Below are 25,065 nucleotides of genomic sequence, written 5' to 3'. Positions count from 1 at the left end.
ATCAACTCCAGATCACGGCCTCCAGCCACTCGCGGAAGGCTGCGATCGCCGGCGCAGCCTGGCGGGCCTCGGGGCAGACCAGGTAGTAGCCGCGCGTGCTGGGCAGCACCTGGGTGGACAGCAGCGCCAGGCTGCCCTGCGCCAGCCCCTCGGCCACCAGGAAGCGCGGCAGCAGCGCCGCGCCCAGGTGAGCCTGCACGGCTTCGAGGATCATGTTGAAGCTGTCGAAGCGCGGGCCCTGAAAAGCCTCGCCCGGTTCCACCTGCACCGCCGCAAACCAGTCCTGCCAGGCCGAGGGCCGCGTGAACTGCTGCAGCAAGGTCGCCCGCGCCAGGTCGGCCGGCGCCAGCAAACCCAGCCGCTCGCGGTACGCGGCGCTGCAGACCGGCAGCATCTCTTCGTCCATCAGGTGCATGCAGACCGCGCCCGGCCACGAGGCCTCTCCGTAGTGGATGGCGGCGTCGAAGGGCTCGGCCGCAAAGTCGAAGGGCGCGCTGCGCGAGACCAGGTTCAGGTTGACCTCGGGATGCGCGGCGAAGAAGCCCGGCAGGCGCGGCACCAGCCACTTGGCGGCGAAGGTGGGCACGGCCGCGAGGTTGAGGATCTCCTTGTCGCCGCTGGCCATGGCCTGGTGTGTGGCCTCGCCCAGCTCGCGCAGCAGGCGCCGCACCTCGCGCAGGTAGCGCTCGCCGGCGCTGGTCAGCAGCACCCGCTGGCGCACGCGCGCGAACAACGCCACGCCCAGTTGCGCCTCCAGCAGCCGCACCTGCTGGCTCACGGCGCCCTGCGTCAGGTGCAGCTCGTCGGCCGCGCGCCGGAAGTTGAGGTGCCGCGCGGCGGACTCGAAGGCCGCCAGCGTGGCAGTGGATGGCAGGCGGATGCGCTTCATGAGGGTCAAATCAGCCTCCAGCGCCCATGCAGCAAGCGCCAAAAGCTACCAAATAAATAGCAATCAAGCCGCATGTTCAGAGGATGTCCAGCGGCTGCTTGCGCCGCGGCGGCGGCGACGCGGCATCGATGGCAGCCAGGTCCTCGGCATCGAGCACCAGCGGCAGCGCCACCGCATTGGCGCGCACATGCGCGGCCGAGCCGCTTTCGGGGATGGCGATCACTTGCCCGCTGCGCATCGCCCAAGCCAACGCCACCGCCGTGCCACTCACCCCATGCTTGTCGCCGATCTCGGCCAGCAGCGGGTCGTCGACCAGCTCGCGGTGGCCCAGCGGGCAGTAGGCCATCACGGCCACGCCGTGCTCGCGGCACCAGGGCAGCAGGTCGAACTCGATGCCGCGGCTGTGCACGTTGTAGAGCACCTGGTTGACCACGCAGTTGCGGCCACCGGGCACGCGCCACAGCTCCTGCATGTCGTCGGTGTCGAAGTTGGAAACGCCCCAGTGCCGGATCCGGCCCTCGGCCTTGAGCGCCTCGAAGGCCGCCACCGTCTCGGCCAGCGGCGTGCCGCCGCGCCAGTGCAGCAGGTACAGGTCGATGCAGTCCACGCCCAGGCGCTGGCGGCTGGCCTCGAAGGCGCGCTCCACGCCGCGCCGGCTGGCGTTGTGCGGCAGCACCTTGCTGACCAGGAACGGCCGGGCGCCGCCCGCCGGCAGCCGGCGCAGCGCATCGCCGATCAGCTCCTCGGACAGGCCGTCGCCATACATCTCGGCCGTGTCGATCACACCCAGGCCCAGCTGCAGGCCGGTGAGCAGCGCGTCGATCTCGGTGTCCCAGTCGCGCCGGCCCTGGCCCAGATGCCAGGAACCGAGGCCCAGGGGCGCGCGCCCTTCGAGAAAGCCCGGCGCCGGGGAATGCGGGGTGGTGGACATGCGGGAAATCTCCTGTTCTGGCGCAGCGGACAGGCCGTTGCGCTGATGATTTTGATAGCTGCTGGCGCTTGGCATATAAGGGTTTTAAATAGAAAAATATGAATAACCCAAGTCCATCAAGCGCCAGCAGCTACGATTCTTGAAATGGTGCCAGCTGGCCCTGGGCAAATCCTAACCTGCCTTTGCTGCGCCCTGGCGTGATCCAATGCCCCGCCCACGCCTGCAGCCCTGGTAACATCCCCGCCCGTTACCACCTGTAAGCCAGCCATGTTCTTTGGAATCAGCCATCTCGTCCTGCCCACCACCAACCTGGAGCGCGCCGCCCTGCTGTGGCGCGATGTGATCGGCTTTGCCGAGGCCCGCCGCGGCGACGGCTATGTGGACATGGACTCGGGCAGCATCGTGCTGCGGCTGGCGCAGGTGGCGGCGGTGGAGTCACCCGTGTCGCTGCGGCTGCAGGTCAGCGACGTGGACCGCGCCTACGCCACCTTGCTGGCGGCCGGCGCCGCATCGCGCTATGCGCCCATGCGCACGCCCGAGCTGGAGGCCATGGCCTGCGTGACCGATCCGGACGGCCACGCCATCGTGCTGTGGCGCCCGCTGACCGAGGACGAATGGGGCTTCGTGCCCGAGCTGCCCAAGCAGGGCGAATGGACGGCCGAGGCCGAAGACCTGCTGCAGCGCCTGCTGGCCCATGTGCCCGCCCTCTTCCGCATGCTGGCGCGGCGCAAGACCACGCGGGTGATCGAGCAATTGGCCGACGAGGCCCGCAGCGCGGTGACGCGCGAGCTGGTCATCAAGGGCTACATCACCGCCTCGGCCAAGGTGACGCGCTACCGGCTGGTCGAGCCGCTGCGCGCCGAAGGCATAGACCCCGCCCGCTACCAGGCCGAGTTCGACTACGAGTGATTTGAATCAAATACGGCTTTAGCGCTTATCCAGCAAGCGCCAGCAGCTATCAAAACCATAGAAAAAGGCAGCCGAGGCTGCCTTTTTTTTGGTGTGCGCCAGGGGCGCTTACTTCTTGCTCGGCGGCACGTCGGTGCACGAGCCGTGCGCCACTTCCGCCGCCATGCCGATGCTCTCGCCCAGCGTGGGGTGCGGGTGGATGGTCTTGCCGATGTCCACCGTGTCGGCGCCCATCTCGATGGCCAGCGCCACTTCGCCGATCATGTCGCCCGCATGCGTGCCGACCATGCCGCCGCCCAGGATGCGGCCGTGGCCGTGGGCCTCGGGCGAATCGTCGAACAGCAGCTTGGTGAAGCCTTCGTCGCGGCCGTTGGCGATCGCGCGGCCCGAGGCGGCCCAGGGGAACATGCCCTTCTTGACCTTGATGCCCTGTGCCTTGGCCTGGTCCTCGGTCAGGCCCACCCACGCCACTTCGGGATCGGTGTAGGCCACGCTGGGGATCACGCGGGCATTGAAGGCGGCCGAGGCCAGCTCCTTGTTGCCCTGCAGTTCGCCGGCGATGACTTCGGCGGCCACGTGCGCTTCGTGCACGGCCTTGTGTGCCAGCATGGGCTGGCCCACGATGTCGCCGATCGCGAAGATGTTGGGCACGTTGGTGCGCATCTGGATGTCGACATTGATGAAGCCGCGGTCGGTGACGGCCACGCCGGCCTTCTCGGCGCCGATCTTCTTGCCGTTGGGCGTGCGGCCCACGGCCTGCAGCACGAGGTCGTAGGTCTGCGGCTCGGGCACCTTCACGCCGTCCTTGGCCGGCTCGAACGTGACCTTGATGCCCTCGGGCGTTGCCTCGGCCGCCACGGTCTTGGTGTTGACCATGATGTTGTCGAAGCGCGGCGCGTTCATCTTCTGCCAGACCTTGACCAGGTCGCGGTCGGCGCCCTGCATCAGGCCGTCCATCATTTCCACCACATCGAGGCGTGCGCCCAGCGTGCTGTAGACGGTGCCCATCTCGAGGCCGATGATGCCTCCGCCCAGGATCAGCATGCGCTTGGGCACTTCCTTCAGCTCCAGCGCGCCGGTGGAATCCACCACGCGCGGGTCGTTGGGCATGAACGGCAGGCGCACGGCCTGCGAGCCGGCGGCGATGATGGCGCGCTTGAACTGCACGACCTTCTTGCTGCCGGTCTTCTCCTGCGCCGTGCCCGTGGTCTCTTCGACCTCGAGGTGGTTGGCGCTGACGAAGTTGCCATAGCCGCGCACCACGGTGACCTTGCGCATCTTGGCCATGCCGGCGAGGCCGCCGGTGAGCTTGTTGATGACCTTCTCTTTGTGGCCGCGCAGCTGGTCGATGTTGACCTCGGGTGCGCCGAACTTGACGCCGGCCACGTCGAGGTGCTTGACCTCGTCGATCACGGCGGCCACGTGCAGCAGCGCCTTGGAGGGGATGCAACCCACGTTCAGGCACACGCCACCCAGCGTGGCGTAGCGCTCGACGACCACGACCTTGAGGCCGAGGTCGGCCGCGCGGAACGCCGCCGAGTAGCCACCGGGGCCACCGCCGAGCACGACCACGTCGCAATCGACGTCGACCGTGCCGCTGAAGTTGCTGGCCACGGGTGCGGCCACGGCAGCGGCCGGAGCCGGGCTGGGAGCCGCGGCAGCGGGTGCGGCGGCCGGCGCGGGCGCCGGAGCAGCGGCTGCACCTTCGGCGGCTTCGAGGCTCAGCACCACCGAGCCTTCGGCCACCTTGTCGCCGATCTTGACCTTGAGTTCCTTGACCACGCCGGCATGGCTGGACGGGATCTCCATCGAGGCCTTGTCGGACTCGACGGTGATCAGGGACTGGTCCACGGCCACGGTGTCGCCGGGCTTGACCAGCAACTCGATCACGCCTACTTCTGCAAAGTCGCCAATGTCGGGAACCTTGATGTCGATGACTGCCATGTCAGTAGTCCTTTCAGAGCAGCACGCGGCGGAAGTCGGCCAGGATCTGGCCCAGGAAGGCGTTGAAGCGCGCGGCAGCGGCGCCGTCGATCACGCGGTGGTCCCAGGTCAGCGACAGCGGCAGCATCAGGCGCGGCTGGAAGGCCTTGCCGTCCCACACCGGCTCGATGTTGGAGCGGCACACCCCGAGGATGGCCACTTCGGGCGCATTGATGATGGGCGTGAAGTAGCGCCCACCGATGCCGCCCAGCGACGAGATGGTGAAGGTCGCGCCGCTCATGTCGGCCGGGCCGAGCTTGCCGTCGCGGGCCTTCTTGGCCAGCTCACCCATTTCCTGGCTGATCTGCAGCACGCCCTTCTTGTCGGCGTCCTTGATGACGGGCACGACCAGGCCGTTCGGCGTGTCGGCCGCAAAGCCGATGTGGTAGTACTGCTTGTAGATCAGCGCATCGCCGTCCAGCGAGCTGTTGAACTCGGGGAACTTCTTGAGCGCGGCCACGCTGGCCTTGATCAGGAAGGCGAGCATGGTGACCTTGGCGCCGCTCTTCTCGTTCTCCTTGTTGGTGGAGACGCGGAAGGCTTCGAGATCGGTGATGTCGGCGTCGTCGTGGTTGGTGACGGACGGGATCATGATCGCGTTGCGCAGCAGGTTGGCGCCGCTGATCTTCTTGATGCGCGACATCTCCTTGCGCTCGATGGGGCCGAACTTGGCGAAGTCCACCTTGGGCCAGGGCAGCAGGTCGAGACCGACGCCGGAGCCACTGCCGGCAGGCGCCTTGGCGGCCTGGGCCTTGGTCTGCACCGCGCCTGCCATCACTTGCTTGGTGAAGCTCTGGATGTCTTCGGCGGTGATGCGACCCTTCTGGCCGGAGCCCTTGACCTCTTCCAGCGGCACGCCCAGTTCGCGGGCGAACTTGCGCACCGACGGCGAGGCATGCGGCAGCTGGCCGGAAGGCGCAACCGTCGGGTTGTGCGCGGGGGTGGCAGCGGCAGCCACCGGAGCGGCGGCGGCCTGGGCCGGAGCCGCTGCAGGAGCGGCAGCGGCCGGTGCAGGTGCCGGAGCGACAGCAGCCGGAGCCGCGGCCACGCCCTGGGCGCTCATCTGGCCGACCACATCGCCCACGTTGACCTTGTCGCCGATCTTCAGCGTCAGCGCGGTGATGGTGCCGGCGGCCGGCGACGGGATCTCCATCGAGGCCTTGTCGGACTCGACGGTGAACAGCGACTGCTCGGCGGTCACGGTGTCACCCACCTTGACCAGCAGCTCGATCACGGCCACGTCCTTGAAGTCGCCGATGTCCGGTACCTTGATGTCCAGCGGGCCGGCGGCGGCGGCAGGCGCAGCAGCGGCCGGTGCGGGCGCCGGGGCTGCAGCCGCGGGGGCTGCTGCGGCGGGCGCCGGTGCCGGAGCGGGTGCCGCGGCAGCGGCAACACCTGCGGCCTCAAGCTTCACGATGACCGAACCCTCGGCCACCTTGTCGCCGATCTTGATCAGGATTTCCTTGATCACGCCAGCGTGGCTGGACGGGATCTCCATCGATGCCTTGTCCGATTCCACGGTGATCAGCGACTGTTCCTGGGTCACCGTGTCGCCCACGTTGACCAGCAGCTCGATCACGCCCACTTCCGCGAAGTCACCGATATCGGGGACCTTGATGTCAATCAATGCCATTGTTGTGTCTCCTCGGTATCAGGCATACAGCGGGTTGATCTTGTCGGCCTGGATGCCGTACTTGGCGATGGCATCGGCCACCTTCTGCGCCGGCAGCTTGCCTTCCTTGACCAGGCTGGTCAGCGCAGCCACGACGATGTAGTGGCGGTCCACCTCGAAGTGCTCGCGCAGCTTGCGGCGGAAGTCCGAGCGGCCGAAACCGTCGGTGCCCAGCACCTTGAACTGGCGGCCTTCGGGGATGAAGGGACGAATCTGCTCCGCATAGGCCTTCATGTAGTCGGTCGACGCGATGACCGGGCCGGTGCTCTTGGCGAGCTGCTCGGTCACGAAGGCGACGCGCGGGGTCTCCAGCGGGTGCAGCATGTTCCAGCGCTCGGCATCCTGGCCGTCGCGGGTCAGCTCGTTGAAGGACGGGCAGCTCCACACGTCGGCGGCGATGCCCCAGTCCTTTTCCAGCAGTTCCTGGGCGAAGAAGGATTCGCGCAGGATGGTGCCGGAGCCCAGCAGTTGCACGCGCTCCTTGCCCTTGCCGCCTGCCTTGGACAGGTACATGCCCTTGAGGATCTGCTGCTCGGTGCCGGGCGTGAGGCCGGGCATCGCGTAGTTCTCGTTCAGCAGCGAGATGTAATAGAACACGTTCTCCTGGTTCTGCACCATGCGGCGCAGGCCGTCCTGCATGATCACCGCCACTTCGTGCGCGAAGGTCGGGTCATACGAGATGCAGTTCGGGATGGTGTTGGCCAGGATGTGGCTGTGGCCATCCTCGTGCTGCAGGCCTTCGCCGTTCAGCGTGGTGCGGCCCGAGGTGCCGCCCAGCAGGAAGCCGCGCGCTTGCAGGTCGCCGGCCGCCCAGGCCAGGTCACCGATGCGCTGGAAGCCGAACATCGAGTAGTAGATGTAGAACGGGATCGTGATGCGGTTGCTGTGGCTGTAGCTGGTGGCCGAGGCAATCCAGCTGGACATGCCGCCCGCTTCGTTGATGCCTTCCTGCAGGATCTGGCCCGCCTTGTCCTCCTTGTAGTACATCACCTGGTCCTTGTCGACCGGGGTGTACTGCTGACCGTGCGGGTTGTAGATGCCGATCTGGCGGAACAGGCCTTCCATACCGAAGGTGCGGGCCTCGTCCACCAGGATGGGCACCACGCGCGGGCCGATGGCCTTGTCGCGCAGCAGCTGCGTCAGGAAGCGCACGTAGGCTTGCGTGGTCGAGATCTCACGGCCTTCGGGCGTGGGTTCGAGCACGGCCTTGAAGGTGTCCAGCGACGGCACGGTGAACTGCTCGTCGGCCTTCTCGCGGCGGTGCGGCAGGTAGCCGCCCAGGGCCTTGCGGCGCTCGTGCAGGTATTTCATTTCCGGCGTGTCGTCGGCCGGCTTGTAGAACGGCAGGTCGGCCAGCTGGCTGTCCGGGATCGGGATGTTGAAGCGGTCGCGGAATTCGCGGATCGCGTCGTCGTCGAGCTTCTTGGTCTGGTGGACGTTGTTCTTGCCCTCGCCGACCTTGCCCATGCCGAAGCCCTTGACGGTCTTGACCAGCAGCACCGTGGGCTGGCCCTTGGCCGTGTTCGCGGCGTGGAAGGCCGCATAGACCTTCTGTGCATCGTGGCCGCCGCGGCGCAGGTTCCAGATCTCGTCGTCGCTCATGTGCTCGACCATCTTCAGCGTGCGCGGATCGCGGCCGAAGAAGTTCTTGCGCACGTAGGCGCCGTCATTGGCCTTGAACGACTGGTAGTCACCGTCGTTCACGTCCATCATCAGCTTGCGCAGCGCGCCGTCCTTGTCCTTGGCCAGCAGCTCGTCCCAGCCCTTGCCCCACAGCAGCTTGATGACGCTCCAGCCGGCGCCGCGGAATTCGCCTTCCAGCTCCTGGATGATCTTGCCGTTGCCGCGCACCGGGCCGTCCAGGCGCTGCAGGTTGCAGTTGATGACGAAAACCAGGTTGTCGAGGTTCTCGCGTGCCGCCAGGCTGATCGCGCCCAGCGATTCCGGCTCGTCCATCTCGCCGTCGCCGCAGAACACCCAGACCTTGCGGTTCTCGGTGTTGGCAATGCCGCGGGCGTGCAGGTACTTCAGGAAGCGTGCCTGGTAGATGGCCATCAGCGGGCCCAGGCCCATGGACACCGTGGGGAACTGCCAGAAATCGGGCATCAGCTTGGGGTGCGGGTAGCTGGAGATGCCCTTGCCGTCCACTTCCTGGCGGAAGTTCAGCAGCTGTTCTTCGGAAATGCGGCCTTCGAGGTAGGCGCGGGCGTAGATGCCGGGGGACACGTGGCCCTGGATGTACAGGCAGTCGCCGCCGTGGTTCTCGCTCTCGGCGTGCCAGAAGTGGTTGAAACCGGCGCCGAACATATTGGCCAGCGAGGCGAAGGAGCCGATGTGGCCGCCCAGGTCACCGCCTTCGGGCGGGTGGATGCGGTTGGCCTTGACGACCATGGCCATGGCGTTCCAGCGCATGTAGGCGCGCAGGCGCTGTTCGATCTCGAGGTTGCCGGGGCAACGGGCTTCCTGGCCGGGCTCGATCGTGTTGACGTAGCCGGTGTTCGCGGAGAACGGCATGTCCACGCTGCTCTGGCGCGCATGTTCGAGCAGATCCTCCAGCAGCGCATGGGCGTATTCCGCGCCTTCGCGGTCAATCACCGCGGATAGCGCATCCATCCATTCACGGGTTTCCTGGTCGTCCGTACGAGGCGCTTGGGCCTGGGGGTTTTGATCGGGCTGATTTGACATCGCTCACGTCTCCTTTTCGCCTTAAGTGTTACATCGAAAACTTGGGGTGAAGGCGAGTTTCGCACAGATTGGCAAAATTTCAAATAGCGATTTTGATTTTTATAATATGGAATTTTGTTGCGCTCGCACAATGAAGAACAGAGTTTCAAAGCGCCATGCTGGCTGGCGAGGATTCGCCGCTCATCTACACTTGCGGCCATGAACTCGCCGGAAAAACCCACTGCCACAGTTGACCTTTCGGCCGCGCCCCGCGCGCCCTGGTGGCGCACCTGGTGGCGCGGGCTGTCGCCGTCGCGCCAGGACCGGGTGGCCATGGCCGCGCCGCTGGTCGCCGTGGTGCTGTTTTTGATTGCCATGCTGGCGGTGTTCTGGTACCTGCGTTCGGAAGAGCTGGAGCGCGAGCACGACGCGCTGCGCCGCGACATGGAGTACGCCCAGCAGCGCATCCGGCTGCGCCTCCTGGAGCGCCAGGACCAGGTGATGCGGCTGGCGCGCGACCTGAGCAACGAGGACATCGAACGCAACGGCTTCGTCGACCGCGCGGACACGCTGATCAGCCAGTACGCCGAGCTGCAAGCGCTGAGCTGGATCGACAACAAGCGCCAGGTCAAGGCCACGCAGTTCGGCCCCAGCGTGGCCGCCAGCGAGCTGCTGACGGTGGGCGAGATCGTGCGCAAGAAAGAGGTGCTCGACCTGTTCGAGCAGACGCGCAACACCCAGCAGCCCATGTACTCGCAGCCCACGGTGGCGCCCAACGCGGTGCCCATGCTGCTGCTCGAGGTGCCGATCTCGGACCAGGGGCGCTTTTCTGGCGTGATCCTGGCCGAGTTCTCCATCGACAACCTGCTGCGCTACGCCACGCCCACCGAGGTGCTGGCGCGCTACGCCGTCACCATGCTGGACGCGCATGGCCACATCATTGCCGGCACGGCACTGTCGCGGCGCACGGCCGGGCAGCTGTTGCCGTGGCGCGCCGCGCCCAACCACTACGAGGTGCCGGTGTCGCCTGTGGGCAACGGTCTGATCCTGCGCGCCCAGGCCTACCGCACCTCGCTGGGCCTGATCGGCAACGGCCTGTTCTGGGTCGTTGGCGTGCTGAGCCTGATGACGGCCTGGCTGCTGGTGGCCACCTGGCGGCACACGCGGCGGCGCATCCGCACCCAGGCGGCGCTGCAGAACGAGATCAACTTCCGCCGCGCGATGGAAAACTCGGTGCTCACCGGCATGCGCGCACTCGACCTGCACGGCCGCATCACCTATGTGAACGCCGCTTTCTGCCAGATGACGGGCTGGAGCGAGCAGGAGCTGGTCGGCCAGCTGCCACCCTACCCCTACTGGCCCGAGGGCGACCACAGCACCTACCACGACATGCTGATCGACGAGATGAGCGGCAAGGTGTTTCCGGGCGGCTTCCAGCTGCGTGTCAAGCGCAAGAACGGCACGACCTTCGAGGCGCGGCTCTACGTCTCGCCGCTGATCGACGGCCATGGCCGCCAGACCGGCTGGATGACGTCGATGACCGACATCACCGAGCCCAACCGCATCCGCGAGCAGCTGTCGGCCTCGTACGAGCGCTTCACCATCGTGCTCGAGGCGCTGGACGCCTCGGTCTCGGTGGCGCCGCTGGGCAGCTCCGAGCTGCTGTTCGCCAACAAGCTCTACCGCCAGTGGTTCGGCTCGCAGACGGCCGGCCACCTGCAGCTGGTCGCGCAGGCTGGCGTGCTGCCCAATGCCACGCCCACCGGGCCCGACGACGAGGACGGCCTGATGGGCCTGCCCAGCGACTCCCTCACCACCAGCATCAGCGGCAATGCCGAGATCTACCTGCCCGAGCTGGACAAATGGCTGGAGGTGCGCTCGCGCTACCTCAACTGGGTGGACGGGCGCCTCGCGCAGATGGTGATCGCCAACGACATCACCTCGCGCCGCCGGGCCCAGGAGCAGGCCATGCGCCAGGCCGAAAAGGCCGAGACCGCGAGCCGCCTCATCACCATGGGCGAGATGGCCTCCAGCGTGGCGCACGAGCTGAACCAGCCGCTGTCGGCCATCAGCAACTACTGCAGCGGCATCATCTCGCGCGTGAAGAACGGGCAGATGACCGAGGAGACCCTGCTCGGCGCGCTGGAGAAGACCGCGCACCAGGCGCAGCGCGCCGGCCAGGTGATCCACCGCATCCGCTCCTTCGTCAAGCGCAGCGAGCCCAACCGCACCTCGTCCGACGTGGCCGAGATCGTCGGCGAGGCGCTGGAGCTGGCCAACATCGAGCTCAAGCGCCACAACGTGCGCCTGGCGCACCACATCGCCGCGCGCCTGCCGCGCATCATGGCCGACAGCATCCTGATCGAGCAGGTGCTGATCAACCTGATGAAGAACAGCGCCGAGTCCATCGCCAACGCCAACCGCCCGCCGCACCAGCGCCTGGTGGAGCTGCGTGTACTGCCCAAGAAAATCAACGACATCGATGTGATAGAGTTTTCCGTCCAGGACACGGGGCGCGGCCTCTCGCCCGAAGTGCTGGAGCGACTCTTCCAGGCCTTTTTCTCCACCAAGAGCGAAGGCATGGGCATAGGCCTGAACCTGTGCCGCAGCATTGTCGAGTCCCACCACGGCCGGATGCAGGCCGAGAACCTCTACAATGGCGGCGACATCACGGGTTGTAGGTTCAGTTTCTGGCTCCCCGTGGGCAACTAGCTAGCCAGCCCCGGGCTGACTTGACCGAAGGAATAGTGCATGAGCTTGATCCCGAAGAAGGGCACCGTTTACGTAGTGGATGATGACGAGGCAGTCCGCGATTCGCTGCAGTGGCTGCTGGAAGGCAAGGATTACCGGGTGCGCTGCTTTGAATCGGCCGAATCCTTTCTGGCACGCTACGATCCCCGCGAGGTCGCCTGCCTCATCGCCGACATCCGCATGGGCGGCATGAGCGGGCTGGAGCTGCAAGACCGCCTGATCGAGAACCGATCCCCGCTGCCCATCGTCTTCATCACCGGCCACGGCGACGTGCCCATGGCCGTGGACACCATGAAGAAGGGTGCGCTGGACTTCATCCAGAAGCCCTTCGACGAGGCCGCCCTGGTGTCGCTGGTGGACCGCATGCTCGACAAGGCGCGCGAAGCCTTCGCCGGCCACCAGCAGGCCGCCAGCCGCGACGCACTACTGGCCAAGCTCACCGGCCGCGAATCGCAGGTGCTCGAGCGCATCGTCGCCGGCCGCCTGAACAAGCAGATCGCCGACGACCTGGGCATCAGCATCAAGACCGTGGAGGCGCACCGCGCCAACATCATGGAAAAGCTCAACGCCAACACCGTGGCCGACCTGTTGAAGATCGCCCTGGGCAGTGCAGCCAAGGCCTGATCGCCACGACAAACTACCAAATTCATAGCATCATGCGCTGATACCACCTACGGTACAGCGCATTTTTCATTCGGAACCGCGACCATGACCGCCCAACTCATCGATGGCAACGCCCTCTCCCGCCAACTGCGCGCCGACGTCAAGGCCCGCGCCGACCGCCTCAAGGCCCAGGGCGTCACGCCCGGCCTGGCCGTGATCCTGGTCGGCGACAACCCCGCGTCCCAGGTCTACGTGCGCAACAAGGTCAAGGCCTGCGAGGACTGCGGCCTGCACTCGGTGCTCGAGAAGTACGACGCCGGCATGACCGAGGCCGAGCTGCTGGCCCGCGTCGAGGCGCTGAACAACGATCCCAGCATCCACGGCATCCTGGTGCAGCTGCCGCTGCCCGCGCACATCGACGACCACAAGGTGATCGAGGCGATCTCGCCCGCCAAGGACGTGGACGGCTTCCACGTGGCCAGCGCCGGCGCGCTGATGGTGGGCGAGGTCGGCTTCAAGGCCTGCACGCCCTACGGCTGCATGAAGATGCTCGAATCCATCGGCATGAAGGACCTGCGCGGCAAGCATGCGGTGGTCATCGGCCGCTCCAACATCGTCGGCAAGCCCATGGCGATGATGCTGCTGGCCGCTAACGCCACGGTCACCATCACCCACAGCGGCACGGCCGACCTGGCCGCGATGACGCGCCAGGCCGACATCGTGGTCGCCGCCGTGGGCAAGGTCAACGTGCTGACGGCCGACATGGTCAAGCCCGGCGCCGTGGTCATCGACGTGGGCATGAACCGCAATACCGAGGGCAAGCTCTGCGGCGACGTTCATTTTGACGGCGTGAAGGAAGTGGCCGGCTACATCACCCCGGTGCCCGGCGGCGTGGGCCCGATGACCATCACCATGCTGATGGTCAACACGCTGGAGTCGGCCGAGCGCACCGTGTAAGCCACACTGTCCGCTTCAAAATCAATAGCTGCCAGCGCGCATGCAGTATGCGCTGGCAGCTATTTTTGTTTCAATTCTTTGCATTTACCCCAACAAAGGCCCATGGCGCCGCGTGACAATCGATTTGCCGTCACCATACCGGGAGCGCGAATATCTTCTGCAAGCAAGTTGATAGCAGAGCATTCGCCTCCAACTAACAGGCACCATGACCCAATCCCTGCCCGCCAATCCCCTGCTTGATTTCTCCGGTCTGCCGCTGTTTGACCAGATCCGCCCCGAACACATCGAACCCGCCGTCGACATCCTGCTCGCCGAGAGCGAGGCCGCGCTCGCGCAGGTGACCGAGCCTGCCTTCCCGGCCGAGTGGACCGCCATCGCGCAGGTGCTGGACGTGGCCACCGAGAAGCTGGGCCGCGCCTGGGGCATGGTGGGCCACCTGAACTCCGTCGCCGACACGCCCGAGCTGCGCGCCGCCTACAACGCCGAGATGCCCAAGGTCACCGCGTTCTGGACGCGCCTGGGCGCCGACGAACGCCTGTACGCCAAGTACAAGGCCATTGATCCCGCCAGCCTGAACGCCGAGCAGAAGCAGGCCCTGGCCAACGCCATCCGCAACTTCGTGCTCTCGGGTGCCGAACTGCAGGGCGCCGACCGCGAGCGCTACGCCGAGTTGCAGGAGAAGATGGCCACCACCTGCCAGAAGTTCAGCGAGAACGCGCTCGACGCCACCGACGGCTTTGCCTACTACGCCGAGCCGGCCGAGCTGCAAGGCGTGCCGCAGGACGTGGTCAACGCCGCGCGCGCCGCCGCCGAGGCCGAAGGCAAGAGCGGCTACAAGCTCACGCTGCAGTTCCCCTGCTACCTGCCGGTGATGCAGTTCGCCGACAGCAGCGCGCTGCGCGAGAAGCTCTACCGCGCCTACACCACGCGCGCCAGCGAGTTCGGCGATGCCAAGCTCGACAACACGCCGCTGATCGTCGAGATCCTGAAGATGCGCGAGGAAGAGGCCCGTTTGCTCGGCTACGCCAACTTCGGCGAACTCTCGCTCGCGCCCAAGATGGCCCAGTCCGCCACGCAGGTACTAGGCTTTTTGCAGGAGCTGGCCGCCAAGGCCAAGCCCTACGGCGAGAAGGACGTGCGCGACCTGCGCGAGTTCGCCCGCACCGAGCTGGGCCTGGCCGATCCGCAGCCCTGGGACTGGACCTACATCGGCGAGAAGCTCAAGGAGGCGCGCTACGCCTTCAGCGAGCAGGAGGTCAAGCAGTACTTCACCGCGCCCAAGGTGCTGGCCGGCCTGTTCCAGATCGCCGAGACCCTGTTCGGTATCCAGATCCGCCGCGACGAGGCGCCGGTGTGGAACCCGGCCGTCGAGTTCTACCGCATCGAGCGCCAGGGCCAGCTGCTGGCACAGTTCTACCTCGACCCGCCGGCGCGCAGCGGCAAGCGCGGCGGCGCCTGGATGGACGACGCCCGCACCCGCTGGCTGCGCCCCGACAACGGCGAGCTGCAGACGCCCATCGCGCACCTGGTGTGCAACTTTGCCGCCGGCGTCGACGGCAAGCCGCCGCTGCTCACGCACGACGACGTGATCACCATGTTCCACGAGTTCGGCCATGGCCTGCACCACATGCTCACCCAGGTCAACGAGCGCGATGTCTCGGGCATCGCCGGCGTCGAGTGGGATGCGGTCGAGCTGCCCAGCCAGTTCATGGAGAACTTCTGCTGGGAATGGGAAGTGCTGCGCCACATGACGGCCCACGTCGACACCGGCGAGCCGCTGCCGCGCGCGCTCTACGACAAGATGATCGCCGCGAAGAACTTCCAGTCCGGCATGCAGACGCTGCGCCAGATCGAGTTCTCGCTGTTCGACATGCGCATCCACACCGAGCTGCATGGCGAGCAGGGCATCAGCGCCGCGTCGGTCTACGGCGTGCTCGGCGACGTGCGCCGGCAGGTCGCCGTGCTGCCCTCGCCCGCGTTCACGCGCACGCCCAACACCTTCACGCACATCTTCTCGGGTGGCTACGCGGCCGGCTACTACAGCTACAAGTGGGCCGAGGTACTGTCGGCCGACGCCTTCGCCGCCTTCGAGGAAGCGGCCCGGGCCAAGGGCAGCGCCGACGTGGTGGACCCGGCCATCGGCCAGCAGTACCTGCGCGCCATCCTCGAGGCCGGCGGCAGCCGCCCGGCGATGGAGTCGTTCAAGGCCTTCCGCGGCCGCGAGCCGCAGCTCGAGGCGCTGCTGCGCCACCAGGGCATGGCGGAGCCCGTCGCGGCCTGATCCGGCGCACGCAGCGGCGTGCGGTAGCGGCATAATGCGGCCCCAGAGAGGGGCTCGCCACATGACCATTACCAGAATCACCATCGCCGCCTTGCTGCTCGGCGCCAGCGGCATCGCCGGCGCGCAGCAGGTCTACCGCATCGTCGGGCCGGACGGCAAGGTCACCTTCTCGGATCGCGCACCGACGGCCGATGCGGCGGGCAAGGCGGTCGCTTCCGCCCCTGCCTCCGCGGCCGACGCCAACGCCGGCCTGCCGCTGGAGCTCAAGCAGACCGCCGGCAAATTTCCGCTGACGCTGTACACCAGCCAGCCCTGCGCGCCCTGCGACATGGCACGCCGCCACCTGCAGGCGCGCGGCGTGCCGTACACCGAGAAGACCATCACCTCCAACGAGGAGATCGCCGCGCTGCAGCGCATGAGCGGCGACGGCGCCCTGCCCTTCGCCACGCTTGGCGGCCAGAAGCTCAGCGGCTTTTCGTCCAGCGACTGGGACAGCTACCTCGATGCGGCCGGCTACCCCAAGGCCTCGGTGCTGCCGCGCAGCTGGCGCCAGCCGGCCGCGACCGCGCTGATCCCCAAGACCGTGGCGCCCGCCGCACCCCAGGCAGCCGCGCCGGCCCGGGAAGCCGAGGCACCGGCAGCGCCCAGCCGCGCCACGCCCGACAATCCCAACGGCATCATCTTCTAAAAAAGAGAGCTGCTCGCGCTTGCTGTACAAGCATTTCAGATGGAAAAACATCTGAAACGGCCATACAGCAAGCGCCAGCAGCTATGTTTTTAGAACTCCAGCGTCTGCACGCCCTGCTCGGTGCCGAGCAGGCAGACCGCGGCCTTCTGGTGCGCGAACACGCCCACCGTCACCACGCCCGGCCACTGGTTGACCTCGGACTCGAAGGCCAGCGGATCGGCGATGGCCAGGCCCGTCACGTCGAGGATGTGCTGGCCGTTGTCGGTGACCAGCGGCGCGCCGTCCTTCAGGCGCAGCACGGCCTGGCCGCCCTTGGCAGCAAAGCGGCGCGCGATCTGCGTGGCGGCCATGGGGATCACCTCCACCGGCAGCGGAAAGCGCCCCAGCGTCTGCACCTGCTTGGAGGCATCGGCAATGCAGATGAAGCGGTCGGCCAGCGCGGCGACGATCTTCTCGCGCGTGAGCGCCGCGCCGCCGCCCTTGACCATGTGGCCCTGGCCGTCGATCTCGTCGGCGCCGTCGATGTAGACCGACAGGCGCTCGACCGCGTTGGCATCGAGCACCTTGACGCCGATGGCGCGCAGGCGCTCGGTGCTGGCCTCGGAGCTGGACACGGCGCCCGCGATCTGGTCCTTGATGGAGGCCAGCGCGTCGATGAATTTGTTGACCGTGGAGCCCGTGCCCACGCCCACCACCTCGCCGGCTTGCACGTATTGCAGGGCTGCGCGGCCCACTTCGGCCTTGAGTTCGTCTTGAGTCATAGGGTAATCGGCGAAAATTGACAAATACCGGCAATTATCCCATTCCCCATGTCCCTGATTCCCTACTCCCTGGCCCGCTCCGTCCTGTTCGGCATGGACCCGGAGGCCGCGCACGAGTTCACGATGAACATGCTGGCCTCGGGCCAGAACTCGCCGCTGGCCTGCGCCTGGCGCAACCCGCGCATCGCCGACCCCGTCACGCTGGCCGGCCTGCGCTTTCCCAACCGCGTGGGCCTGGCCGCCGGGCTGGACAAGAACGCGCGCTGCATCGACGGCCTGGGCGCCATGGGCTTCGGCTTCGTCGAGGTCGGCACCGTCACGCCGCTGGGCCAGCCGGGCAACCCCAAGCCGCGCATGTTCCGCATCCCCGAGAAGAACGCGCTCATCAACCGCCTGGGTTTCAACAACGAGGGGCTGGACGCCTTCCTGGCCAATGTGCGCAAGGCCCGCTTTCGCCAGCAGGCCGAGCCGCTGCTGCTGGGCCTGAACATCGGCAAGAACGCCGCCACGCCCATCGAGGACGCCACCAGCGACTACCTGAAATGCCTGGACGGCGTGTACCCGCACGCTGACTACGTCACCGTCAACATCAGCTCGCCCAACACCAAGAACCTGCGCGCGCTGCAGAGCGACGAGGCGCTCGATGCGCTGCTGGGCGCCGTCGCCGAACGCCGCGAGCAGCTGGCCGCGCAGCACGGCCAGCGCAAGCCGGTCTTCGTGAAGATCGCGCCCGACCTGACGCCCGAGCAGGTCACGGTGATTGCCGCCACGCTCAAGCGCCACGGCATGGACGGCGTGATCGCCACCAACACCACCATTGGCCGCGACGCGGTGGCCGGCCTGCCACATGCCGAGGAGACCGGCGGCCTTTCCGGCGCGCCGGTGTTCGAGGCCAGCAACGCGGTGATCCGCCAGCTGCGCGCCGAGCTGGGCGCGGGCTTTCCGATCATCGGCGTGGGCGGCATCCTGAGCGGCGCCGACGCAGCGCGCAAGATCGAGGCCGGCGCCGACGTGGTGCAGATCTATACCGGCCTGATCTACCGCGGCCCCACGCTGGTGCTGGAAGCGGCCCGCGCGCTGCAGGCCATGAAGCGCTAATTCAGACGCTAGGCGGCCTGGCTGCCGCTGCCGCGCAGGCCCAGCTTGCCCAGCAGCTGCCGGTCGGCCTCCACGTCGGGGTTGCCGGTGACCAGCAGCTTGTCGCCGTAGAAGATGGAGTTGGCGCCGGCCATGAAGCACAGCGCCTGCACCGCGTCGCCCAGCTGCTGGCGGCCGGCCGACAGGCGCACGCGCGCCCGGGGCATCAGGATGCGCGCCACCGCGATCACGCGCACGAAGTCCAGCGGATCGACCGGCTCGCTGTCGGCCAGCGGCGTGCCCGGCACGCGCACCAGGCTGTTGATCGGCACCGATTCCGGGTAGGGATCGAGGTTGGCCAGCTGCGCCAGCAGGCCGGCACGGTGCACCGGCGCCTCGCCCATGCCCACGATGCCGCCGCAGCACACGCTGATGCCCGCCTGGCGCACATGGGCCAGGGTGTCGAGCCGGTCTTGGTAGGCGCGGGTGCTGACCACGTCGGTGTAGTACTCGGGCGCGGTGTCGAGGTTGTGGTTGTAGTAGTCCAGCCCCGCGTCGCGCAGGGCCTCGGCCTGGTGCGATTCCAGCATGCCCAGCGTGGCGCAGGTCTGCAGGCCCAGGCCCTTGACGGTGCCGATCAGCTCGGCTACGCGCTCGATATCGCGGTCCTTGGGCGCGCGCCAGGCGGCGCCCATGCAAAAGCGGGTCGCGCCCGCATCCTTGGCGGCCTGGGCGGCGTGGCGCACCTCGTCCACGCTCATCAGCTTGTTGGCTTCCACGCCGGTATCAAAAGATGCCGATTGCGGGCAGTAGCCGCAGTTCTCGGGGCAGCCGCCGGTCTTCACCGACAGCAGCGTGGCCAGTTCGATGTCGCCCTCAGGCCAGTGCTGGCGGTGCACCGTCTGCGCCTGGTGCAGCAGGTCGAGGAAGGGCAGGTCCAGCAGGGCCTGCACCGCCTCGACGCTCCAGGGGCCTGCCACCACGGGCTGCGCCGGTTTCTCGAAAAACTGAATGGACTGCATCATCACTCCCTATGAATCGATGGGGAGTGATTGTGCCCGCAACCTTCTGGTGGGAAACGCAACCCAGGTTGCAAAAAACGCCAATCAGGCCGATTCCGTCTCTTCGAAGAAAACCAGCCGGTTGCCGAACGGGTCCTGCACCCGCACCTCGCGCATGCCCCAGGGCATGGTTTCGAGCCCGGGCCGGGCGTAGCCGTACTGCTGGTCGAGCAGCCGCTGGTGGAAGGCCGGCAGGTCGGCGCAGGCCAGCCGCACACAGGCGCCGGGACAGGCGTCGCCGTGGTGCTCCGACAGGTGCAGCACCAGGCGCTGCCCCTGCCAGTCCAGGCTGATCTGCTGGTACAGCGGCAGCGCGGGCTCGAAGCGGTGCTGCCAGTCCTGCACAAAGCCGAGGAAGCCGAAATAGAACTCCTCGGCCTTGGCCTGGTCGAAGCTGCGCAGCACGGGGATGACCGTGTTCATCGCGCCTGCCTCAGCCCAGCGCCGCGATCACTTCGGGCGGCGCCTGCACCAGCTCGATCAGCACGCCCTCGCCCGACACCGGGAACTCGTCGCTGCTCTTGGGGTGCAGGAAGCAGATGTCGTGCCCCGCCGCGCCCTTGCGGATGCCGCCCGGCGCAAAGCGCACGCCCTGGGCCGTGAGCCATTCGACCGCCTTGGGCAGGTCGTCGATCCACAGGCCGATGTGGTTCAGCGGCGTGGCGTGGACGGCGGGCTTCTTGTCGATATCGAAGGGCTGCATGATGTCCACCTCGACCGCGTGCGCACCACGGCCCATGGCGAGGATGTCCTCGTCGACGTTCTCGCGCTCGCTCTGGAAGGTGCCGGTCTGCGCCAGCCCCAACATGTCGACCCACAGGCGCTTGAGGCGGTTCTTGTCGGTGCCGCCGATGGCGACCTGCTGCATGCCCAGTACCTTGAACGGGCGATCCGCTTGGCTCATGAAACTCTCCTTTTTTGATGAATGGCGCATTATCGGCAATACGCCCCACCCTCCTTGCGCACCGGCGCACCTAAATGACAGCCGGCTGCGGCCAGCCTGCCGTCCTGCCCGCCTCGCGGGCCAGGTAGGCCCGGGGCGTCAGCCCGCACCAGCGGCGAAAGGCCCGCGCGAACACCTTGGGCGACTCGTAGCCGGCGCTCTCGGCCACCCGGCTCGACGGCAGGCCCGCCTCCAGCTGCTGGGCAGCGAGCGCCATGCGGTGCGCGGTCAGGTAGGCGATGGGCGCCGTGCCGACCAGCTCCTTGAAACGGGTGCTGAAGCGCGTGCGCGACATGCCGGCCTCGGCGGCCAGCGACTCGACGCTCCAGTCGCGCTGCGGCTCGCGGTGCATGCCGACGATGGCGCGCGCGATGGCCGGGTCGCCGAGCCCGCGCAGCCAGCCTTCGCCGATGGCGGTTTCGTGGGCCAGGTGCTCGCGCAGGATGTTGACCAACAGCAGTTCGCCCATGCGGGCGGCCGACAGGCGCCAGCCCGGGCGCCGCGCCAGTGTCTCCACGGTCAGCGACTCCATGGTCATGGCCAGGCAGTCGGCCAGCGGCAGATCGCGCGCGCGCACATGGATCAGCGGCGGCAGGATGCGGAACACCGAATGCCGGCAGTAGGCGGAGAACCAGACCAGCGCGGTGAACATGTCGGTGCCGGGCCCGCCTCCGCCATGGCTGAAGACCAGCGGGTTCTCGTCCCTCGCGCCCTGCGCGTGCCGCGCGATCATGCGCGAGAACGGCTCCGGCACCACGCCCAGGTCGGAGGCCACGGTGTGCGGCGCCCCGGTGGGCAGCATGACCAGGTCGCCCGGCTCGACGCGCACCGGCTTCATGCCCTCGACCTGCAGCCAATAGGGCTCGCCGCGCGCCATGCGGATCAAGGCGCCCGAGACGCCTTCGGAGCGCAGGCTCCAGGGCGCCGTCAGCGCGAAGCGCGCGGTCACGGCGCGCTCGGAGCGGCAGATGTCGAGAATTTCGCTGAGGGTGTCCATTGCATGCGGGCTGCTCGTCCAGGGGGCCGGCCGGTAACGGAGCCTGAACGGATAGTGCCCAAATCCGGCTTCTCGGCGGTAGAGCGCCAGACGCCCTTGCCGAACAATCCCATCTTAACGAAGCATCGTCAACGAACCCGGCCTCCGGGCCTATGAATACAGGAGAAAACACATGGTCGCATTGAAAATCGGCGTCGTCGGCGCCGGCATCGGAGGCCTCGCTGCCGCCAACGCCCTGCACCAGGCAGGGCATGACGTGACGGTCTTCGAGCAGAGCAAACAGTTCCTGCGCGTGGGCGCCGACATCAACCTCACCCCCAACGCCGTGCGTGCGCTGGACGGCCTGGGCGCCAACATTGCCCGCGACGTGCGCGCCTCGGCCGCGCGGCCCACGCACCGCATCAGCCGCACCTGGGACAGCGGCGAGGAGACCTCGCGCCTGGCCATGGGCGACGAGGCCGAGCGCAAGTACGGCGCGCCCCAGCTCACCATCCACCGCGCCGACCTGCTGGCCGCGCTGGCCGATGCCTTTCCCGCCGAGCGGGTGCAGTTCGCCAAGCGCGCCCAGAGCATCGACGACGGCGCCGGCGGCGTCTCCATCGCGTTCACGGACGGCAACCGGGCCGACGGCCTGGACGTGCTGATCGGCGGCGACGGCATCCACTCCGTGGTGCGCAACGCCATGTTCGGTGTCGAGAGCCCGCGCTTCACCGGCGTGGTCGCGTTCCGTGCCGTGGTGCCGACCGAGCGGGTGCGCCAGGTGCCCAACATCGGCGCCTTCACCAAGTGGTGGGGCCCCACGCCCGAGAGCCAGATCGTGACCTTCCCACTGAACCAGGGCCGCGACACCTTCATCTTCGCCACCACGGCGCAGGATTCGTGGCATGAGGAATCGTGGACCACGCCCGGCAGCGTCGAGGAGCTGCGCGGCTTCTATGCTGATTTCCACCCCGATGCGCGCGCCCTGCTCGACGCTTGCGACAGCGTGCTCAAGACGGCGCTGTACGAGCGCGACCCGCTGCCGCGCTGGTCGCAGGGCCACCTGACGCTGCTGGGCGACGCCTGCCACCCGATGATGCCCTTCATGGCCCAGGGCGCGGGCATGGCGATCGAGGATGGCGTGGTGCTGGCGCGCAACCTGGCTGCAGTCACCAGCGCCGAACAGGTCACGGCCGCGCTCGCTCGCTACGAGCGCATGCGCATGGAGCGGGCCAGCCAGATCCAGATCGGCTCGCGCGGCAACAACTGGCTACGCCAGGGCGGCAATGCCGACTGGGTCTACGGCTACGACGCCTGGCAGGTGCCGCTGGAAGCGGCCTGACCCCAGGCGCCTAGCGCGGCTTGCGGCCGGCGCCGGGTTTGCCCGCCTTGGTGCCAGCCCGCGGCGGCAGCCCGGTGTGCTGGGTCAGGATGCGGCCGGGCTTGGGCTCCTCGCGGCGGAAGCGCACGTCGCCCGTGGGCTCCTGCGACGGCCGGCGGGGCGCCAGCGCCACGGGCTTGCCATCCTTGTTGATGGCGTAGGCCTGGCCGCCCTTGGCCGCGCCGGGCGTGCTGTTCTTCTTGCGCGCGCTCTGGTAGCTGCCGTCCACCAGCGGCTGGAAGGTGGGGATCAAGTGGTGCTTGCCGTTGCCGATCAGGTCGGCCCGGCCCATGGCCTTGAGCGCCTCGCGCAGCACCGGCCAGTTGTTCGGGTCGTGGTAGCGCAGGAAGGCCTTGTGCAGGCGGCGGCGCTTTTCGCCGCGCACGATGTCCACGGTCTCCTCCTGCGCGTCGCGCATTTCGCGGCGCACCTTGGTGAGCGTGTTGCGGCCGCTGTGGTACATGGCCGTGGCGGTGGCCATGGGGCTGGGGTAGAAGGTCTGCACCTGGTCGGCGCGGAAGCCGTTCTTCTTGAGCCAGACCGCGAGGTTCATCATGTCCTCGTCGCTGGTGCCCGGGTGGGCGGCGATGAAGTACGGGATCAGGTACTGCTTCTTGCCCGCCTCTTCGCTGAACCTCTCGAACAGCTGCTTGAAGCGGTCGTAGCTGCCGATGCCAGGCTTCATCATCTTCGACAGCGGGCCGGCCTCGGTGTGCTCGGGCGCGATCTTGAGGTAGCCGCCCACGTGGTGCTGCACCAGCTCCTTCACGTACTCGGGCGACTTCACGGCCAGGTCGTAGCGCAGGCCCGAGCCGATCAGGATCTTCTTGATGCCGGGCAGCTTGCGCGCACGGCGGTAGATCTTGATCAGCGGGCCATGGTCGGTGTGCAGGTTCTGGCAGATGCCGGGGAAGACGCAGCTGGGCTTGCGGCAGGCGGCCTCGATCTCGGGGCTCTTGCAGCCCAGGCGGTACATGTTGGCCGTGGGGCCGCCCAGGTCAGAGATGGTGCCGGTGAAGCCCTTGACCTTGTCGCGGATGTCCTCGACCTCCTGGATGATCGAGTCCTCGGAACGGCTCTGGATGATGCGGCCCTCGTGCTCGGTGATCGAGCAGAAGGTGCAGCCGCCGAAGCAGCCACGCATGATGTTGACCGAGGTGCGGATCATCTCCCAGGCGGGGATCTTGGTCGCGCCGTCATGGCTGCCCTGCTCGTCGGCGTAGCTCGGGTGCGGGCTGCGTGCATACGGCAGACCGAAGACCCAGTCCATCTCGGCCGTGGTCAGCGGGATGGGCGGCGGGTTCAGCCACACGTCGCGCGCCGTGGCGCCCTCGCCATGGGCCTGCACCAGCGCGCGGGCGTTGCCGGGGTTGGTCTCGAGGTGCAGCACGCGGTTGGCGTGCGCATACAGGATGGGGTCGGCCTTGACCTGCTCGTAGCTGGGCAGGCGCAGCACGGTCTTGTCGCGCGGCGGCTGCTTGCCCCGGGCGCGCAGCGAGAGATTGGGTACGAACTGGATGGGTTGCACGTCCGTCACCGAAGTGCCGTCCTGCGACAACATTCCCTTTTCCTGGCCCTCTTCCTTGGAGCAGACCTGGCCCTGGGCCTCGGCCTGCTCGCTGGTCGTCATGTAGGGGTTGATGTGGGGCTCGACCACGCCGGGCTCGTCCACGATGGTGGAGTCGACCTCGAACCAACCCTCTTCCGACGCGCGGCGGAAGAACGCCGTGCCGCGCACGTCGGTGATGCTCTCGACCGGCTCGCGCGCCGCGATGCGGTGCGCCACCTCGACCAGGGCCCGCTCGGCGTTGCCGTAGAGCAGGATGTCGCACTTGCTGTCTACCACGATGGAGCGACGCACCTTGTCGCTCCAGTAGTCGTAGTGGGCGATGCGGCGCAGGCTACCCTCGATGCCGCCGAGCACGATGGGCACGTCCTTGTAGGCCTCGCGGCAGCGCTGGCTGTAGACGATGGCCGCGCGGTCGGGCCGCTTGCCGCCCACGTCGCCGGGGGTGTAGGCGTCGTCCGAGCGGATCTTGCGGTCCGCCGTGTAGCGGTTGATCATCGAGTCCATGTTGCCCGCCGTCACGCCCCAGAACAGGTTGGGCTTGCCTAGCGCCTTGAAGGCCTCGGCGCTCTGCCAGTCCGGCTGGGCGATGATGCCCACGCGAAAGCCCTGCGCCTCCAGCACGCGGCCGATCACCGACATGCCGAAGCTCGGGTGGTCGACATAGGCATCGCCCGTCACTAGGATGATGTCGCAGCTGTCCCAGCCGAGCTGGTCCATCTCGGCGCGGCTCATCGGCAGGAACGGCGCCGTGCCGAAGCGCTTGGCCCAGTAGGGGCGGTAGCTGGTCAGCGGCTTGGCGGCGCGCTCGAAAAAGGAGACGTCGATGGGAGCGCTCATGGCAAAGGGTCTGGCAAGGGGTGGGCGCGCAGGCGCACAAACGAGCGCACAAAACGGGCGCGGCGGACGCAGGCGGTAGAGGGCGAGTATTTTACCGGGCCGCCCGGTTTGGCGTGCATTTACGGGTATAC

At 67.5% G+C, this 25,065-nt stretch carries 19 protein-coding genes; 8 read left to right on the top strand and 11 right to left on the bottom strand.

The features are described 5' to 3' along the window. Position 1: 1 nt before the first annotated feature. Positions 2–889 carry a LysR family transcriptional regulator gene (gene gcvA, locus ACYVKR_RS03940; protein ID WP_460479569.1) on the bottom strand — a complete coding sequence of 296 codons (888 nt, stop codon included), beginning with the start codon at positions 887–889 and terminating at the stop codon, positions 2–4. Positions 890–965: 76 nt separating this feature from the next. Further along, positions 966–1,820: an aldo/keto reductase gene (locus tag ACYVKR_RS03935; RefSeq protein ID WP_460479490.1), complete on the bottom strand. Its 855-nt coding sequence runs from the start codon at positions 1,818–1,820 to the stop codon at positions 966–968. Between the two features lie 267 nt (positions 1,821–2,087). On the opposite strand from ACYVKR_RS03935, the gene ACYVKR_RS03930 reads away from it, so the two are divergent. Then, positions 2,088–2,729: a DUF2621 family protein gene (locus tag ACYVKR_RS03930; RefSeq protein ID WP_460479489.1), complete on the top strand. Its 642-nt coding sequence runs from the start codon at positions 2,088–2,090 to the stop codon at positions 2,727–2,729. A 108-nt stretch (positions 2,730–2,837) separates the two neighbouring features. On the opposite strand, the gene lpdA is transcribed toward ACYVKR_RS03930, so the two are convergent. Genes lpdA through aceE form a run of 3 tightly spaced genes read right to left on the bottom strand, consistent with a single transcriptional unit; the run spans position 2,838 to position 9,069 of the window. Then, on the bottom strand, positions 2,838–4,673 hold the full coding sequence (gene lpdA / locus ACYVKR_RS03925; protein ID WP_460479488.1) for a dihydrolipoyl dehydrogenase family protein: 1,836 nt from the start codon (positions 4,671–4,673) through the stop codon (positions 2,838–2,840). 13 nt (positions 4,674–4,686) lie between these two features. Beyond that, complete coding sequence (gene aceF / locus ACYVKR_RS03920; protein WP_460479487.1) at positions 4,687–6,345, bottom strand: dihydrolipoyllysine-residue acetyltransferase; 1,659 nt, start codon at positions 6,343–6,345, stop codon at positions 4,687–4,689. 18 nt (positions 6,346–6,363) lie between these two features. Further along, a complete protein-coding gene (gene aceE / locus ACYVKR_RS03915) occupies positions 6,364–9,069 on the bottom strand; it encodes a pyruvate dehydrogenase (acetyl-transferring), homodimeric type (protein WP_460479486.1) in 2,706 nt (901 codons plus the stop codon). 198 nt (positions 9,070–9,267) lie between these two features. Between aceE and ACYVKR_RS03910 the strand changes: the two genes are divergently transcribed. The 5 genes from ACYVKR_RS03910 to ACYVKR_RS03890 all read left to right on the top strand — a co-directional run bounded on the left by ACYVKR_RS03910 (position 9,268) and on the right by ACYVKR_RS03890 (position 16,328). Further along, positions 9,268–11,760, top strand: a complete 2,493-nt coding sequence (locus ACYVKR_RS03910) for a PAS domain S-box protein (RefSeq protein ID WP_460479485.1) — start codon at positions 9,268–9,270, stop codon at positions 11,758–11,760. 39 nt (positions 11,761–11,799) lie between these two features. After that, positions 11,800–12,423, top strand: coding sequence for a response regulator transcription factor (locus tag ACYVKR_RS03905; protein WP_460479484.1), 624 nt, complete (start codon positions 11,800–11,802; stop codon positions 12,421–12,423). An 84-nt stretch (positions 12,424–12,507) separates the two neighbouring features. Beyond that, a complete protein-coding gene (gene folD / locus ACYVKR_RS03900; protein ID WP_460479483.1) occupies positions 12,508–13,359 on the top strand; it encodes a bifunctional methylenetetrahydrofolate dehydrogenase/methenyltetrahydrofolate cyclohydrolase in 852 nt (283 codons plus the stop codon). 205 nt (positions 13,360–13,564) lie between these two features. Then, positions 13,565–15,640: a M3 family metallopeptidase gene (locus ACYVKR_RS03895; RefSeq protein ID WP_460479482.1), complete on the top strand. Its 2,076-nt coding sequence runs from the start codon at positions 13,565–13,567 to the stop codon at positions 15,638–15,640. A gap of 61 nt (positions 15,641–15,701) precedes the next feature. Continuing rightward, positions 15,702–16,328 carry a DUF4124 domain-containing protein gene (locus ACYVKR_RS03890; RefSeq protein WP_460479481.1) on the top strand — a complete coding sequence of 209 codons (627 nt, stop codon included), beginning with the start codon at positions 15,702–15,704 and terminating at the stop codon, positions 16,326–16,328. 89 nt (positions 16,329–16,417) lie between these two features. Here the strand turns inward: ACYVKR_RS03890 and rpiA are convergent, their stop codons facing one another. Next, the gene (gene rpiA, locus ACYVKR_RS03885) at positions 16,418–17,089 is read right to left on the bottom strand and encodes a ribose-5-phosphate isomerase A (protein WP_460479480.1); all 672 of its coding nucleotides are present in this window, start codon (positions 17,087–17,089) and stop codon (positions 16,418–16,420) included. 48 nt (positions 17,090–17,137) lie between these two features. Between rpiA and ACYVKR_RS03880 the strand changes: the two genes are divergently transcribed. Beyond that, a complete protein-coding gene (locus ACYVKR_RS03880; RefSeq protein WP_460479479.1) occupies positions 17,138–18,187 on the top strand; it encodes a dihydroorotate dehydrogenase in 1,050 nt (349 codons plus the stop codon). Positions 18,188–18,195: 8 nt separating this feature from the next. Here the strand turns inward: ACYVKR_RS03880 and bioB are convergent, their stop codons facing one another. The 4 genes from bioB to ACYVKR_RS03860 form a co-directional block, all read right to left on the bottom strand. Further along, positions 18,196–19,191 carry a biotin synthase BioB gene (gene bioB / locus ACYVKR_RS03875; RefSeq protein WP_460479478.1) on the bottom strand — a complete coding sequence of 332 codons (996 nt, stop codon included), beginning with the start codon at positions 19,189–19,191 and terminating at the stop codon, positions 18,196–18,198. A gap of 81 nt (positions 19,192–19,272) precedes the next feature. Continuing rightward, a complete protein-coding gene (locus tag ACYVKR_RS03870) occupies positions 19,273–19,650 on the bottom strand; it encodes a glyoxalase superfamily protein (protein WP_460479477.1) in 378 nt (125 codons plus the stop codon). 10 nt (positions 19,651–19,660) lie between these two features. Beyond that, the gene (locus ACYVKR_RS03865; protein WP_460479476.1) at positions 19,661–20,131 is read right to left on the bottom strand and encodes a VOC family protein; all 471 of its coding nucleotides are present in this window, start codon (positions 20,129–20,131) and stop codon (positions 19,661–19,663) included. A 70-nt stretch (positions 20,132–20,201) separates the two neighbouring features. After that, the gene (locus ACYVKR_RS03860; protein WP_460479475.1) at positions 20,202–21,167 is read right to left on the bottom strand and encodes an AraC family transcriptional regulator; all 966 of its coding nucleotides are present in this window, start codon (positions 21,165–21,167) and stop codon (positions 20,202–20,204) included. Positions 21,168–21,339: 172 nt separating this feature from the next. Here ACYVKR_RS03860 and ACYVKR_RS03855 point away from each other — a divergent pair, with 172 nt between their 5' ends. Beyond that, the gene (locus ACYVKR_RS03855) at positions 21,340–22,488 is read left to right on the top strand and encodes an FAD-dependent monooxygenase (RefSeq protein ID WP_460479474.1); all 1,149 of its coding nucleotides are present in this window, start codon (positions 21,340–21,342) and stop codon (positions 22,486–22,488) included. Positions 22,489–22,498: 10 nt separating this feature from the next. Here ACYVKR_RS03855 and ACYVKR_RS03850 read toward each other — a convergent pair whose 3' ends face one another. Further along, positions 22,499–24,934, bottom strand: coding sequence for a YgiQ family radical SAM protein (locus ACYVKR_RS03850; protein ID WP_460479473.1), 2,436 nt, complete (start codon positions 24,932–24,934; stop codon positions 22,499–22,501). Between the last annotated feature and the right edge of the window lie 131 nt (positions 24,935–25,065).

The organism is Comamonas humi, from assembly GCF_054782535.1.
This window is presented reverse-complemented; position numbering and strand designations above follow the sequence as displayed.